The 13,179-nt window shown below is 66.5% G+C and carries 13 protein-coding genes; 3 read left to right on the top strand and 10 right to left on the bottom strand.

Translation table 11 applies throughout. The features are described 5' to 3' along the window. Positions 1-22: 22 nt before the first annotated feature. On the top strand, positions 23-805 hold the full coding sequence (locus IB227_RS17390; RefSeq protein WP_132864188.1) for a ferredoxin--NADP reductase: 783 nt from the start codon (positions 23-25) through the stop codon (positions 803-805). 76 nt (positions 806-881) lie between these two features. Here IB227_RS17390 and IB227_RS17385 read toward each other — a convergent pair whose 3' ends face one another. Further along, positions 882-1,364 (bottom strand): glutathione peroxidase, encoded by a 483-nt coding sequence (locus tag IB227_RS17385; protein WP_192288428.1) that lies wholly within the window; start codon positions 1,362-1,364, stop codon positions 882-884. A gap of 153 nt (positions 1,365-1,517) precedes the next feature. Here IB227_RS17385 and IB227_RS17380 point away from each other — a divergent pair, with 153 nt between their 5' ends. Next, entirely contained in the window at positions 1,518-3,689 is a 2,172-nt protein-coding gene (locus IB227_RS17380) for a M3 family metallopeptidase (RefSeq protein WP_192288427.1), read from the top strand. Positions 3,690-3,943: 254 nt separating this feature from the next. Here IB227_RS17380 and IB227_RS17375 read toward each other — a convergent pair whose 3' ends face one another. From IB227_RS17375 to IB227_RS17345, 7 genes are all read right to left on the bottom strand, one after another. Further along, a complete protein-coding gene (locus IB227_RS17375; protein ID WP_192288426.1) occupies positions 3,944-4,945 on the bottom strand; it encodes an HlyD family secretion protein in 1,002 nt (333 codons plus the stop codon). A 10-nt stretch (positions 4,946-4,955) separates the two neighbouring features. Continuing rightward, positions 4,956-5,153, bottom strand: a complete 198-nt coding sequence (locus IB227_RS17370) for a DUF1656 domain-containing protein (RefSeq protein ID WP_132864192.1) — start codon at positions 5,151-5,153, stop codon at positions 4,956-4,958. Further along, positions 5,143-7,293: an FUSC family protein gene (locus tag IB227_RS17365; protein WP_192288425.1), complete on the bottom strand. Its 2,151-nt coding sequence runs from the start codon at positions 7,291-7,293 to the stop codon at positions 5,143-5,145. Before IB227_RS17365 ends, IB227_RS17370 begins: the two co-directional genes overlap by 11 nt. A 7-nt stretch (positions 7,294-7,300) precedes the next feature. Next, a complete protein-coding gene (locus IB227_RS17360) occupies positions 7,301-7,795 on the bottom strand; it encodes a MarR family transcriptional regulator (protein ID WP_192288424.1) in 495 nt (164 codons plus the stop codon). Between the two features lie 227 nt (positions 7,796-8,022). After that, complete coding sequence (gene cfa, locus IB227_RS17355) at positions 8,023-9,138, bottom strand: cyclopropane fatty acyl phospholipid synthase (RefSeq protein WP_192288423.1); 1,116 nt, start codon at positions 9,136-9,138, stop codon at positions 8,023-8,025. A 17-nt stretch (positions 9,139-9,155) separates the two neighbouring features. Then, complete coding sequence (locus IB227_RS17350; protein WP_132864196.1) at positions 9,156-9,986, bottom strand: DUF3298 and DUF4163 domain-containing protein; 831 nt, start codon at positions 9,984-9,986, stop codon at positions 9,156-9,158. A 57-nt stretch (positions 9,987-10,043) separates the two neighbouring features. After that, positions 10,044-10,337 carry a GNAT family N-acetyltransferase gene (locus tag IB227_RS17345; RefSeq protein WP_132864197.1) on the bottom strand — a complete coding sequence of 98 codons (294 nt, stop codon included), beginning with the start codon at positions 10,335-10,337 and terminating at the stop codon, positions 10,044-10,046. 204 nt (positions 10,338-10,541) lie between these two features. Here IB227_RS17345 and IB227_RS17340 point away from each other — a divergent pair, with 204 nt between their 5' ends. Continuing rightward, positions 10,542-10,700 carry a hypothetical protein gene (locus IB227_RS17340; RefSeq protein WP_165931161.1) on the top strand — a complete coding sequence of 53 codons (159 nt, stop codon included), beginning with the start codon at positions 10,542-10,544 and terminating at the stop codon, positions 10,698-10,700. A 127-nt stretch (positions 10,701-10,827) separates the two neighbouring features. Here IB227_RS17340 and IB227_RS17335 read toward each other — a convergent pair whose 3' ends face one another. After that, positions 10,828-11,448, bottom strand: coding sequence for a rhomboid family intramembrane serine protease (locus IB227_RS17335; protein ID WP_192288422.1), 621 nt, complete (start codon positions 11,446-11,448; stop codon positions 10,828-10,830). A 17-nt stretch (positions 11,449-11,465) separates the two neighbouring features. Further along, positions 11,466-13,091, bottom strand: a complete 1,626-nt coding sequence (locus IB227_RS17330) for an oligopeptide:H+ symporter (RefSeq protein ID WP_343237555.1) — start codon at positions 13,089-13,091, stop codon at positions 11,466-11,468. Positions 13,092-13,179 lie beyond the last annotated feature (88 nt).

The following is a 13,179-nucleotide window of genomic DNA, read 5'->3' as shown; positions in this document are numbered from 1 at the left end:
ACTCCAAATCCGAACCACAGCAATGTCTTCCGCTTTTGGCGCCGAAACGGTGCTCGAGGTCCGTCACTGGACGGACGCCTACTTCAGTTTCTCCACCACCCGCGACAGCGGCTTCCGCTTCGACAACGGCCAGTTCGTGATGATCGGCCTGGAAAACGAAGGCGCCCGCCCGCTGATGCGCGCCTATTCCATCGCCAGCGCCAACTGGGAAGAGCAGCTGCACTTCTTCAGCATCAAGGTGCAGGACGGCCCGCTGACCTCGCGCCTGCAGCACCTGAAGGTGGGCGACAAGGTCCTGGTCGGCAAGAAGCCCACCGGCACCCTGCTGATCAGCGACCTGCACCCGGGCAAGCACCTGTACCTGCTGGGCACCGGTACCGGCCTGGCGCCCTGGCTGAGCATCGTCAAGGACCCGGAAACCTACGAGCGCTTCGAGAAGGTCATCGTCTGCCACGGCGTGCGCTTCGAGAAAGACCTGGCCTACCGCGACTACTTCGAGAAGGAACTGCCGCAGGACGAGATCCTGGGCGACATCGTCCGCGACAAGCTGCTGTACTACCCGGCGGTCACCCGCGAGCCGTTCCCCAACCAGGGCCGGTTGACCACGCTGATGGAAACCGGGCAGATGCAGCAACGCCTGGGCCTGCCGACGCTGGACCCGGCCAACGACCGCTTCATGATCTGCGGCAGCCCGCAGATGCTGGCCGACCTGCGCAGCGTGCTCGACGCACGCGGCTTTGAAGTCTCCACCCGCATCGGCACGCCGGGGCACTACGTGTTCGAGCGGGCCTTCGTCGAGAAGTAAGCCAGGCAAGCACCCGGCGTGACCACGTGCAACGGCTGGGTCCTGCGGGGATCCAGCCGTTGTCGTATCCGGCGGCTCAGCCCAGTGCCACGCGGATATCCGCTTCCAGCGATTCCGGGCGCGCGGTCGGCGCGTAGCGGGCAAGTACCTGCCCGTCGCGGCCAACCAGGAACTTGCTGAAGTTCCACTTGATCGCACCGATGCCCAGCGCCCCGCGCTTCTGCCGTTGCAGCCAGTGCCAGAGCGGATGGGCCTCCGGGCCATTGACCTTGATCTTGCCCGACATCGGGAAGCTCACCCCGTAGTTGAGCGCACAGAAGCTGGCGATCTCACCGGCTTCGCCCGGCTCCTGGTGGCCGAACTGGTCGCAGGGGAAGCCGATCACCACCAGGCCCTGCGGCCCCAGTTCACGCCACAGGCGCTCCAGCCCTTCGTACTGCGGCGTGAATCCGCATTTGGAGGCGGTGTTGACCAGCAGCAGCACCTTGCCGCGGAATCCATCGAGCGCCAGCGGCTGCCCATCCAGCGCCGTGGTCTGGAAATCGTATGCACTGGTCATGGCTGCACCTCCGGAATGAGCCTGCAAGCCTACGTCATCACGGTCTCATCGGCGGCCAACATGCGCCAACGGCGTCGCCCATGCCGTTCGGCACACCCCCTGCCCTGCGCCCCGGGTTACCCTTTCCGATCAGTCTTATCCGGAGTTTCCGACTTGAATACCCGCCTTGCCCTTGCCCTTGCCGCGACCCTGGGCCTTGCCCTGCCGGCCTACAGCGTGACTGCCCACGCCGCCACCGCCCAGACCGCCCAGCAGGCCAACCCGTTCTTCGCCGAAAGCACGCTGCCGCTGCATTACCCGCAGTTCGACAAGATCAAGGACAGCGACTTCGCCCCGGCATTCGACGCAGGCATGGCCCAGCAGCTGAAGGAAGTGGAGGCGATCGCCAACAACCCGGCCGCACCGACCTTCGACAACACCCTGATCGCGCTGGAGAACAGCGGCGCCATCCTGGACCGCGCCACCACCGTGTTCTTCGCGCTGATCGGCGCGGACACCAACGACGCGCGCAAGAAGCTGCAGGCGGACTACTCGGCCCGGTTCGCCGCCCACAGCGACGCCATCAACCTCAATGGCAAGCTGTTCAGCCGCATCGAGACCCTCTACAACGACCGCGCCAAGCTGGGCCTGGATGCCGAGGGCCTGCGCCTGGTCGAGAAGTACTACGACAACTTCGTCCGCGCCGGCGCCAAGCTGTCCGACGCCGACAAGGCCAAGCTCAAGGACATGAACGCCGAGCTGGCCAACCTGGGCACCCGCTTCAGCCAGAACGTGCTGGCCGAGGTCAACGCGTCCTACATCGTCGTCGATGACGTCACCCAGCTCGATGGCCTGTCCACCGAGCAGGTCGCCGCTGCCGCCGAAGCCGCCAAGGCCCGCAAGCTGGACGGCAAGTACGTCATCGCCCTGCTCAACACCACCGGCCAGCCGGCGCTGACCAACCTGACCAACCGCGCGCTGCGCCAGCGCATCTACGAAGCCTCGGTGTCGCGCGGCAGCAAGGGGGGCGAGTACGACAACACCGCGCTGGTCTCGCGCATCATGACCATCCGCGCCGAGAAGGCCGCGCTGATGGGCTTCCCGAACTTCGCCGCCTACTCGCTGGGCAACCAGACCGCCAAGACCCCGGAAGCGGTCAATGCCATGCTCGGCCAGCTGGCCCCGGCCGCGGTGGCCAATGCCAAGCGCGAGGCCGGCGACCTGCAGGCCATGATCGACGCCGAGCAGAAGGCCGCCGGCAAGCCGACCTTCGAACTGCAGCCCTGGGACTGGGCCTTCTACAGCGAGAAGGTGCGCCAGGCCAAGTACGACTTCGACGAATCCCAGCTCAAGCCGTTCTTCGAGCTCAAGAGCGTGCTGGAAGACGGCGTGTTCTTCGCCGCCGGCAAGGAATTCGGCCTGACCTTCAAGCAGCGTACCGATCTGCCGGTCTACCACGACGACGTCACCGTCTACGACGTGTTCGATGCCGACGGCAGCCAGCTGGCGATCTTCATCTTCGACCCGTATGCGCGCGAGTCCAAGCGCGGTGGCGCCTGGATGAACTCCTACGTCTCGCAGTCCGCGCTGACCGGCGACAAGCCGGTGGTGGCCAACCACCTCAACATCCCCAAGCCGCCGGCGGGCAAGCCGACGCTGCTGACCTGGGACGAGGTGAACACCACCTTCCACGAGTTCGGCCACGCCCTGCACGGCATGTTCTCCAACGTGAAGTACCCGTACTTCTCGGGCACCGCCGTGCCGCGTGACTTCGTCGAGTTCCCGTCGCAGGTCAACGAGATGTGGGCCGACGAGCCGACCATCCTGGCCAACTACGCCAAGCACTACCAGAACGGTTCGGCGATGCCGCAGGCGCTGCTGGACAAGGTGATCGCCGCATCCAAGTTCAACCAGGGCTTTGCCACCACCGAGTACCTGGGCGCGGCGATGCTGGACCAGCGCTGGCACCAGATCGGCGTCAGCGACGTGCCGGCACCGCAGGACGTGATGAAGTTCGAGCATGAAGCGCTGGTCAAGGACGGCATCTACTACGCGCCGGTCCCGCCGCGTTACAAGACCCCGTACTTCAGCCACATCATGGGCGGTTACTCGGCCGGCTACTACGCCTACATCTGGTCCGAGGTGCTGGACGCCAACACCCAGAAGTGGTTCCGCGAGCACGGCGGCCTGTCGCGCGCCAACGGCGACCATTTCCGCCAAACCCTGCTGTCCAAGGGTGGCAGCGTGGATGCGATGGAGCTGTTCCGCAACTTCGCTGGCCACGAGCCGCAGATCGAGCCGCTGCTGGAGAAGCGTGGCCTGACCTCGGGGTCGACCGCGAAGTAAGCTTCACCGCGCATGCAAAGCGAAACGCCCGGCACTGCCGGGCGTTTCTTCATCTAGTGCTGGAGCAAAGCGCCCTCAACCGCCCTGCGGGCACCTTCTCCCGCAGGCGGGAGAAGGGAGAGTCATCGGCTTCGATCCTTGGCGGCGCCCGTACCCGTGACGACTTGCGGAGAGTCGAGCAGCTGCCTTCTCCCGTGCGCGGGAGAAGGTGCCCGCAGGGCGGATGAGGGCCGTCGGCGCGCAACGCGGCCGCCTCAGCCCCTCGCCTCCACCACCACCGTCGCCGTCATGCCGTTGGCCAGCACGATGCCATCATGCACCGTGCCCGCGTCCAGCCGGATCCGCACCGGGATGCGCTGTGCCAGGCGTACCCAGTTGTAGGTCGGGTTGACGTTGGCCAGCAGGTCGGTGCCGGTCGGGCTGTCTGCATCGGTGATGCCATGCGCGATGCTCTCGATGTGGCCATGCAGGGTCTGCCCGCTCATCAGCTCGATCTTCGCGCCGTCGCCGACATGCAGCTGCGAGAGCTTGGTCTCCTCGAAGTACCCGTACACCCAGAACGAATCGGTATCGATCAGCGCCAGGCGCGCGGCGCCGGCACTGGCGTAATCGCCCTGGCGGACCTCCAGGTTGGTGACGTAGCCGTCCACCGGCGCACGCACCTGGGTGCGCTCCAGGTTCAGCTCGGCGGTCGCCAGCGCGGCCTGGGCCTGCTCCACCGCCGCCAGGGCCTGCTGCTGGGCCGCACTGGCCTGCTGCCGGCTGGCCTGCGCCTGCGCGACCCCGGCACGGGCGGCCTGCGCGGCACTGCGTGCATCGCTGCGCGATTCCTCGGAGATCAGGCTGCCGGCAATGCGCTCACGACGCTGGTACTGCAGCTCGTAGCGGGCCGCGTTGGCGCTCTGCTGCGCGGCACCGGCCGAAGCGGCCTGGATGCTGGCACCGGCGGCACGCGCGGCGGCCTGCGCCGCGGCCAGGTTGCCGCGCGCCTGTGCAAGCGCATTGCGGTAGCGTTCCTCGTCGATGGTGAACAGCACATCGCCGCGCTTGACCTGCTGGTTGTCCTGCACGGACACGCCGGTCACCGGCCCGGAGACGTCCGCTGCCACGCGCACCACTTCCGCACGCAGGCGGCCCTCGCGGGTCCACGGCGAATACATGTAATGGCGCCACATCGCGATGGCGATCAGGGCCGCGATCACGACGACCACGGCGGTAAGGGAGAAACGAAGCAGGGATTGGGTCTTGGGAGTCATTGGGGGAATCTCAGAACAGCAACAGGCCTAGGCCACCAAACAGGCAGGTGAACACCGCGATGCGGAACAACGAGGGGTGCCACACGTAGCGATACCAGCCGCGCCGCCCGGCCACTGCATCCAGCGCCCACAGCAGGGCGCAGACCACGCAGAACAACACCAGCAGGCCGGGGAACAGGCTGCCGCCGAAGGCGATTTCAATGGGCACGGGGCAGTTCCTCCAGGGTGGGGTCGGTTGCAACGATGTAGGTCGCCATCACCGAGTGGTCGTCGACCATCGCCAGGCGCACCAGCCGCAGGTGCCGCAGCACCTGCCGCGCCACGCCACGCTGGCCGGCTTCTTCACGCGCGGCATCACTGGCCTGCCGCAGTTGCTGGTCGGCGCGCCACCAGGCATGGCGGGACGGCTGCTGGAAGAAGTCCGCCAGCGCCGCCACAGCCGCATCCACCTGCTGGTGCAACGGGCCGGACAGGGGCTCGCGTGCGACGTCATGGCGCAGGTGGATCAGCGCGCGACCGGTCTCGTTGACCGCCAGCGCCCAGGCCAGCAGCCGCCGCGAGTCCTCGCTACCGGGCGTGGTGTGCACCACGATCTGGTGCACCAGGTCACTGTTCATGCTCTCGAACCGATGCCGCAGCCCCGGCAGTGGCCCTTGCGCGGCCAGGCGCACCTGCGCCCGCAATGCCGCCATCTGTCGCCGCCGCAGCCACGACGAACCGGCCACCGAGGGCAGCAGCATGAAGCTCACCAGCGCCGCCGCCAGCGCGGTCAGTTGCGACAGGCTGTCGTTGAAGAAGTGCTGCGGGTCGAACACCATCGGGTTGGTCAACGCGAGGATATTGACGAAGCCCATCGCGTAGCCCAGGCCGAGCGCGGCCAGCTTGGGGCGGGTGGTCAGGTACGGGCCGACGATGAAGAACGGCAGGATACCCGCCACCAGCAACGCATAGCCATCGAGCCGGGTCAGCACCTCGAACTCGCAGGCATAGCCGGCCACCAGGCCCAGCAGGTAGCCGCCGGACATCCTGACGGTCAGCCGTGCGGCGTTGGGCACCGTGGCGAACAAGCCGGAGAAGATAGTCGCCAACAGCATTGCGTTGGCGCCCATCGGCCAGCCGGTCGCGATCCAGAACGCACCCAGCAGCAGCATCGTCACCGTGGTGCGGATGAAGGCCAGCCCGGCGCCGGCATGGTCATTGCCGCGCACGAAGTGCACCTGCTCCACGCCGCCGGAGGCCACCACCCGGTCCAGCAGCTGCGCGCGGGCCTGTACATACGCTTCGAGCTCATGGGTGAAGCGCAGCAGCAGGCCGGTGCCCACCTCGAAGTCCTCGGCCTGGGCACGGTCAGCCAGCCCCTCGCGCAGCCGTGCGGCGCGCTCGGGCAAGGCCTGGTGCACCGCGTGGATGCGCGTGGCCAAGGCCTCCGGTGCCAGCGAAGCCGCCGACTGCAGCGCGTTGCCCAATGGCTGGTACAGGGCCACCAACGACTGCGCCGCATCGGTGTTGTCCATCCGCATCAGCCGGTTGATCAGGTGGTGCAGGGACTGGAAGCTGGTCGAGGCCGCCATGAAGCGCTGGTTGAACTGCTGGATGTGCAGGCTGCGCGCGCGCGCCTCCGGGTCTTCGAAGATCACCGAACTGCGCAGGTCTTCCAACGTCACCGCATCGCGCACCACGCGCAGGTGCGCCTGTTCCATGCGCTCACGCGGCAGCTCGCCCTGCACCGCCTCGCGCACGAATTCCAGGAAGTTGGCGTACTGCCCGCGGACCGCCGCGCGCAGGGTGTCGCGCAGGCGCACCGGCAGCACGGTGTCGCTGATCACCGCGCTGACCACCAGGCCCAGCATCACCTCGCTGATCCGGGCCACCGCCGAATCGAACACCTGGCCCGGATGGGTGGAGATCACCGGCAGGGCGATGATCGCCGCGGTATAGCCGGCCAGCACGAAGGCGTATGACTTGAAGTTGCGGTGCAGCGTCGCGCCGGCGGCGCAGGCACCGATCCACAGCGCCATCACCAGCAGGAGCGGTTCGCGCTGTTGGGGGAACAGCGCCACGATCGCCAACGCGGCGGCGGCGCCGACCAGCGTGCCGAGCACGCGGTAGAAGCCCTTGGCCAGCACCATGCCGCTCTGCCGGTGCATGACGATGATGGTGGTCATCATCGCCGTCCCCGGTTGCGGCAGGCCCATGCGCATGGCCAGCCAACCGGTGATGAAGAACGACAACGCCACGCGCAGCACGAACAGCCAGGCGTCGGCTTCGCCTTTCAGGAAATCACCCAGGCCCGCGTACCACGGGGCGGCCCCGGTACTCGGCGTGGCGGAGGAAGGTACGGCGGACATTGCGACCTCAGATTGCGTCGATGCCGGCAAGCATCTTTTTCAGCAGTGCTTCCAACTGGTGCTGCTCGGCTTCGTTCAACCCTTCCACCTGCTGCAGCAGCAGGCCGGACATGGCCGGCAGCATGCGCTCCACGCAGGCCACGCCTTCGTGGGTCAGGCGCAGGTCCAGCTTGCGCCGGTCCTCCGGGTGCGGAATGCGCTCCAGCAGCCCCTTGCGGCACAGCAGGTCGGTCAGGCGGGTGATGTTGGCCGACTTCTCGGTGGCCGCGCCGGCCAGCTCGGACGGGCTGACCGGGCGGTCCGGCGTGCCGTACAGCATCATCAGCACGTTGTACTCGGCGTGGCAGAGGTCGAAGTCGCGCAGCACCGCGTTGGCGTGGTCATGGACCGACTTGTAGATGCCCTTGACCAGCCGGACCAGCACCGCCGGTTCGCGCGGGAAACCCGGCCACCGGTTGCAGGTGGCATCGATGCGGATTTCGGTGGGGTCGAAGCTGCTCATCGCCAGGAAAGGAGTCAGGACTGGCGAATATAATACACAAATGAAATATCAATGAGTGAATGAAATATCACGCCGGACAGCCAGCCCCGACCAGGAATCACCTCGAACGGCTGCGGCAGCTCCTGCTCATGGACATGAATGCACCGGGATCCGGCGCCATCCCTTGCCCCTTCACTGCGTCCCCCCGCCGGCGCCGCCATCGGCGGTCGACAGCCAACAGCACACGCCTAGCGGACACCCACGTAGCCACCGGGCACGCCGCGCGGCGACAGCACCAGTTGCCACAACTGCGAATGCCGGGTGCGGAAGGTGGACATCGAACCGGCCAGGTAGAACCGCCACATCCGCCGGAAGCGCTCGTCGTAGCGCGGGTCCAGCACGTCCCAGGCCGCTTCCACGTTGTCGCGCCAGGCCTGCAGGGTCAGGTCGTAGTCGGTGCCGAAGTTGTGCCAGTCCTCCAGCACGAACAACCCTTCCATCGCCGTGGAGATCTGCGCGGCCGAGGGCAGCATCGAGTTGGGGAAGATGTAGCGCGCGATCCACGGATCGGTGCGGTCGCGGCTGATGTTGGTGCCGATGCTGTGCAGCAGGAACAGGCCCTGCTCGCCGAGGCAGCGCCGGGCGGTCTCGAAGTAGGTGCGGTAGTTCTTGACCCCGACATGCTCGAACATGCCCACCGACAGGATCGCGTCGAAGGGCTCGTCCAGCTCGCGGTAGTCCTGCAGGCGGATCTCGACCGGCAGCCCGGCGCAGATCTCCCGGGCCAGCACCGCCTGTTCGTGCGAGATGGTCACCCCGACGCCCTGCACGCCATAGCGCTCGGCCGCGAACTTCAACGCCTCGCCCCAGCCACAGCCGATGTCGAGGATGCGCATGCCCGGTTGCAGCCGCAACTTGCGGCAGATCAGGTCCAGCTTGGCCTCCTGGGCCGCATCCAGCGTATCGGCGTGGCGCCAGTAGCCGCAGCTGTAGACCAGGCGCTTGCCCAGCATCGCCCGGTACAGGTCATTGCCCAGGTCGTAGTGGCGCTTGCCAACCTCGAAACTGCCCTGCCCGCTCTGCAGGTTGAACAGCTTGGCCTTGAGCGCATCCCAGACCTCGCCGCTGCCGTGCACGCGCTCGTCCAGGCGCGCCTCCAGCAGGTGGGTCAGGAAGCCATCGAGCGAATGCGCGCGCCACCAGCCTTCCATGTAGCTCTCGCCCAGCCCGAGCGAGCCATCGGCCAACACCCGCGCGTAGAAGCGCGGGTCGAGGATGTCGATATCCTGCGCACGCGTCCCACCCGGGACCACGTCCGCTTCCTGCAGCAGTGCTTCGACGCGTCGTTGCAACCCTGCATCCATCGCTGGCCCTCCACGGTTTACGGCTGTGCGAACAACTCCCGGTAATCGGCGGCCACGTACGGCAGCAGGGCGGCAGCCGGCACGTCCACCGTCTGCGTGCCATCGGAATACGGCCCCACCTGGTACGGCGCGAACACGAAGCGCAGCGCACTGATGCGGCCGGAGGCGTCCATCACCGGCTGGAACTGGGCGAAGTTGGCCGCGTCCGGGGCGGTGCCCTCGTCGATCATCTTGGCCAGGTTGCGCACCTGGGCCTGCTGTTCCTCCGGCGACAGGTCCTCGCCCTGGGCACGAACGGTCGCCTGCTCCAGCAGCTTGTCCTCGGCGTAGTCGCTGATCGCTTTCCAGCCCTTGTCGCCGTCGATCAGGTCCTCGGCGCGCAGCAGCTTCTGCCGCTCGGGCAACCAGACAAAACGCGCCACCAGCGGCTGGCCATGGGCCCCACCGGTGTAGCTGCTGCCGTCGGCGGACACCGCGACGACCTTGCTGGTATCGGCCAACATGTCGAAGGCCAGCGACAGCTCATAGGGCGCGGTCGGCTTGTCGTTGCCCAGTTCGCCCACGGCCTTGAGCAGTTCGGCCTTGGCATGCTCGGCGTACTGCGTCAGTTCCTGCGCCAGGCCCGGGTACTTGGCCGCGGCGGGCGGGTAGCTGATGCCGATCACATAGCTCGGCGTGTTCTCGATGACGTCGCGCAGGTCGGCCGGTGCCGCACCCTGCTCGACCGGTGCAGCCGGCGCCTCCGGCGTTGCCGCTACCGGCGCCTGCGGCGCGTCCTCACGCTTGCATCCTGCCAATGCCAACAGCAGCACCGCTGCTGCATACGATCCCTGTGCAAACCTGTTCATGCCCTGTGCTTCCTCGAAGAGATGGCCGCCCGATCGGGCCTGGCCGCGCAGGGCCAATTATCCCAGCAGGTCCGTGTATTCGCCATGACGTTGCATGAAAGCGGCGGCATAGGCGCAGGCCGGCACCACCCTCCAGCCTTCGGCGCGTGCATGGTCCAGCGCATGCCGGGTCAGCGCGGCGGCGATGCCACGTCCACCGATGGCCTCCGGCACCCCGGTATGGGTGATGACCATGGTGTTGCCTTCCATCACGTAGTCCAGCTCGGCCAGATGGCCGTCCACCCGGGTTTCGAAGCGACGCGCGTGCGCGTCGTGCCGGATCGAAGCGCCGTCATTTCCCGTTGCTGCCATGTGCCTGCTCCTTTTTCCAGGTACCGGGTCGCAAAGTCAACGCAGCGTGATGACGCAAAGGCCTCCCGCGTCCGCCGCATTGCGTCACTTTCCGACATTCCCGCCCCTGGCGCGAGCCCGGGGGCGGCTCAATCCTGCCAGAAATGCTGGCATGACTCTTGCTGTGTACCCGGACAACGGACAGAACAGCACCAGGACAGCCCCATGTACGACAACGAACGCGCCATCCCGAGCAACGACCACGATGCCACCCTGCTGGAAGGCCTGTTCCAGCTCACGGTGACCGGCGACACCCACACCTGGGAGTTCGAGAAGATCGACAACGAGGTCTACACCCGCCTGCTGGCGACCTACGAGGCCTGAAGCGCCCGGGGCTGACGCCTGTCAGCCCGCACGATCTACCGCCGCAGCCGTGCCTGGCGTGTTCCTTCCGCCAGGCCGCAGGTTCCCGGGGAAAGGCCCCGGCACCCGGAGCCCCCCCTTTTCTGCCTCAGCGGCCGAAGCTGGGATTCATCAGCGCCTGCAGGAAGTGCTGCAGCAGGTCCGGCGACATCAACAGCATGAACATCACGCCATAGGCCGCACCGGCCAGGTGGGCGCTGTGGTTGACGTTGTCCCCGCCCTTCTTGTCCATCCAGATGCTGTAGCCCACGTAGAACACGGCATACAGCACGGCCGGGGCCGGGATGAAGAACACGAAGATCAGCGACCACGGCGACACCAGCACGAAGGCGAACAGCACCGCCGACACCGCGCCGGAGGCCCCCAGGCTCAGGTAGTTCGGGTTTTTCTGGTTCTTCAGGTAGCTGGGCAGGATCGATACCAGCAACGCCGACAGGTAGAACAGCGGGAACACCCACCACTGCCCGCTCAACCGCAGCATCAGCCCCTCGATCGCGCGACCGAAGAAGAACAGCGTGATCATGTTGAACAGCAGGTGGGTGAAATCGGCATGGATGAAGCCGTAGGTCAGCAACCGGTCGTACTGCTTGTGCCGGTCGATGGCCGGCGGCCACAGGATCAGCCGGTCCGCAAGCTTGCGGTTGTTGAACGCCATCCAGGACACCAGCACGGTGACGGCGATCAGGAACAGGGTGACGGGATAGTTCATGGGCGGTCAGGCTCGGCTCAGGCTGCGCGGTAGTTGTCGACGACCTTGTACCGGCGCGCGTACCAGCCAAAGGCCAACGCTGCCAGCAGGGCGAATCCGGCGAAGAAGAACATCTGGAAGGCGGTCACACTCAGGCCGGTGGTGGCGATGTTGGTGGTCACCGCATCATTGCGCACCGCGAAGTTGGCCAGCAGCACCCACAGGTTACCGACCGTGGTGGTCAGGTTCCAGAAACTCATCACCACGCCCTTCATCGATTGCGGGGCCTGGCTGTAGGCGAACTCCAGCCCGGTCGCCGAGACCAGCACCTCGCCAAAGGTCAGCAGCGCGTACGGCAGGATCTGCCAGACGATGGACATCGGCTCGCCGCCGTCCATCACCACCTGGATGCCACCGATCACGATCCAGGCCAGGCCGCTGAAGGCGATGCCGGCGGTCATGCGGCGCAGCGCGGTCGGCTCCCAGCCCAGCCTGGCCAGCAGCGGGTACAGCACCAGGTTGTTGAACGGGATCAGGATCATCACCAGCGCCGGGTTCAATGCCTGCATCTGCGAGGCGACGAACCAGGCCGGCTTGGTCATTTCCTCGCCCTGGATCACCCAGGTCGAGGCCTTCTGGTCGAACAGCGAATGGAACGGGGTGACCAGCGCGAAGATCACCAGCACCCGCAGCACGTTGCGCACGCCGTTGACCGCCTCGTCCGGATGGATGCCACGGGCACGGTCCAGCTGCAGCCAGGCGCCGCCGCCGACACCGGCGATCACCAGCACCAGCGCGATGCAGGCGGCGATCACGAAGCCCAGCACCGGGGTCATCGCCAGCGAGACCACCGCGGCGACCAGGCCCAGCCCGGCCAGCACCAGGCCCGGCCGGCCGTGGCCGGCCTTGCGCGCGAACAGCGCGGTGCGGATCACCTTGCCGAAGGAGTTCGGGTCATCGGCCATGTCCGGCTTGACCAGCACGTAGCGCTTGCGGCCCAGCCAGAACACGAAGGTGGCGATGAACATCAGCAGGCCCGGGATACCGAAGGCCACCGACGGCCCGAAGTTCTTCAGGAACAGCGGCATGCTCAGCGAGGCGAACAGCGATCCGAAGTTGATGATCCAGTAGAAGGCGTCGAACACCTTCTTGGCCAGGTGCTTGTTGCTCTGGTCGAACTGGTCGCCGACGAACGAGGCCACCAGCGGCTTGATGCCGCCCGCGCCGAAGGCGATCAGGCCCAGGCCGGCGAAGAAGCCCATGCGGCTGTCCTCGAACACCGCCAGGAACGCATGGCCCAGGCAGTAGATCAGGCTGAAGGACAGGATGGTGTTGTACTTGCCGAAGAAGCGGTCGGCGACCCAGCCACCCAGCAGCGGGAAGAAGTACACGCCGATCATGAAGGTGTGCATCAGGTCCTTGGCTTCCAGCGCGCGCGCATCCGCGTCCAGGATGTGCTGCAGCAGCGTGGAGGTGATCAGGAACTGGACCAGGATGTTGCGCATCCCATAGAAACTGAACCGCTCGCAGCCCTCATTGCCGATGATGTAGGGGATCTGGCGGGGCATGCGCCCCTTGGGCGTTGCGGCGGCGGGGTGGCTGGTCGTCATCTGGAGGCGATCCGTTGATACAAAGGTTGCAAGCGTAACGCATCGTGCTGGCATCGTGACCTGCCATGTGTACCGGCAGACCGCCTGGTACCGCATGCAGAATGGTCTGGAACTACGGATATGCACGAACCCTAGACGGCAT

It is taken from the genome of Stenotrophomonas sp. STM01, assembly GCF_014852135.1.
Taxonomy (GTDB): Bacteria; Pseudomonadota; Gammaproteobacteria; order Xanthomonadales; family Xanthomonadaceae; genus Stenotrophomonas; species Stenotrophomonas capsici.
This window is presented reverse-complemented; position numbering and strand designations above follow the sequence as displayed.

Bases quoted from the DNA above. Each gene is read 5' to 3' on its own strand.
- IB227_RS17350 (WP_132864196.1), bottom strand. From the start codon at position 9,986: ATGAACAGGTTTGCACAGGGATCGTATGCAGCAGCGGTGCTGCTGTTG.
- IB227_RS17385 (WP_192288428.1), bottom strand. From the start codon at position 1,364: ATGACCAGTGCATACGATTTCCAGACCACGGCGCTGGATGGGCAGCCG.
- IB227_RS17360 (WP_192288424.1), bottom strand. From the start codon at position 7,795: ATGAGCAGCTTCGACCCCACCGAAATCCGCATCGATGCCACCTGCAAC.
- IB227_RS17390 (WP_132864188.1), top strand. From the start codon at position 23: ATGTCTTCCGCTTTTGGCGCCGAAACGGTGCTCGAGGTCCGTCACTGG.
- IB227_RS17375 (WP_192288426.1), bottom strand. From the start codon at position 4,945: ATGACTCCCAAGACCCAATCCCTGCTTCGTTTCTCCCTTACCGCCGTG.
- IB227_RS17330 (WP_343237555.1), bottom strand. From the start codon at position 13,091: ATGCCAGCACGATGCGTTACGCTTGCAACCTTTGTATCAACGGATCGC.
- IB227_RS17340 (WP_165931161.1), top strand. From the start codon at position 10,542: ATGTACGACAACGAACGCGCCATCCCGAGCAACGACCACGATGCCACC.
- IB227_RS17365 (WP_192288425.1), bottom strand. From the start codon at position 7,293: ATGTCCGCCGTACCTTCCTCCGCCACGCCGAGTACCGGGGCCGCCCCG.
- cfa (WP_192288423.1), bottom strand. From the start codon at position 9,138: ATGGATGCAGGGTTGCAACGACGCGTCGAAGCACTGCTGCAGGAAGCG.
- IB227_RS17345 (WP_132864197.1), bottom strand. From the start codon at position 10,337: ATGGCAGCAACGGGAAATGACGGCGCTTCGATCCGGCACGACGCGCAC.
- IB227_RS17335 (WP_192288422.1), bottom strand. From the start codon at position 11,448: ATGAACTATCCCGTCACCCTGTTCCTGATCGCCGTCACCGTGCTGGTG.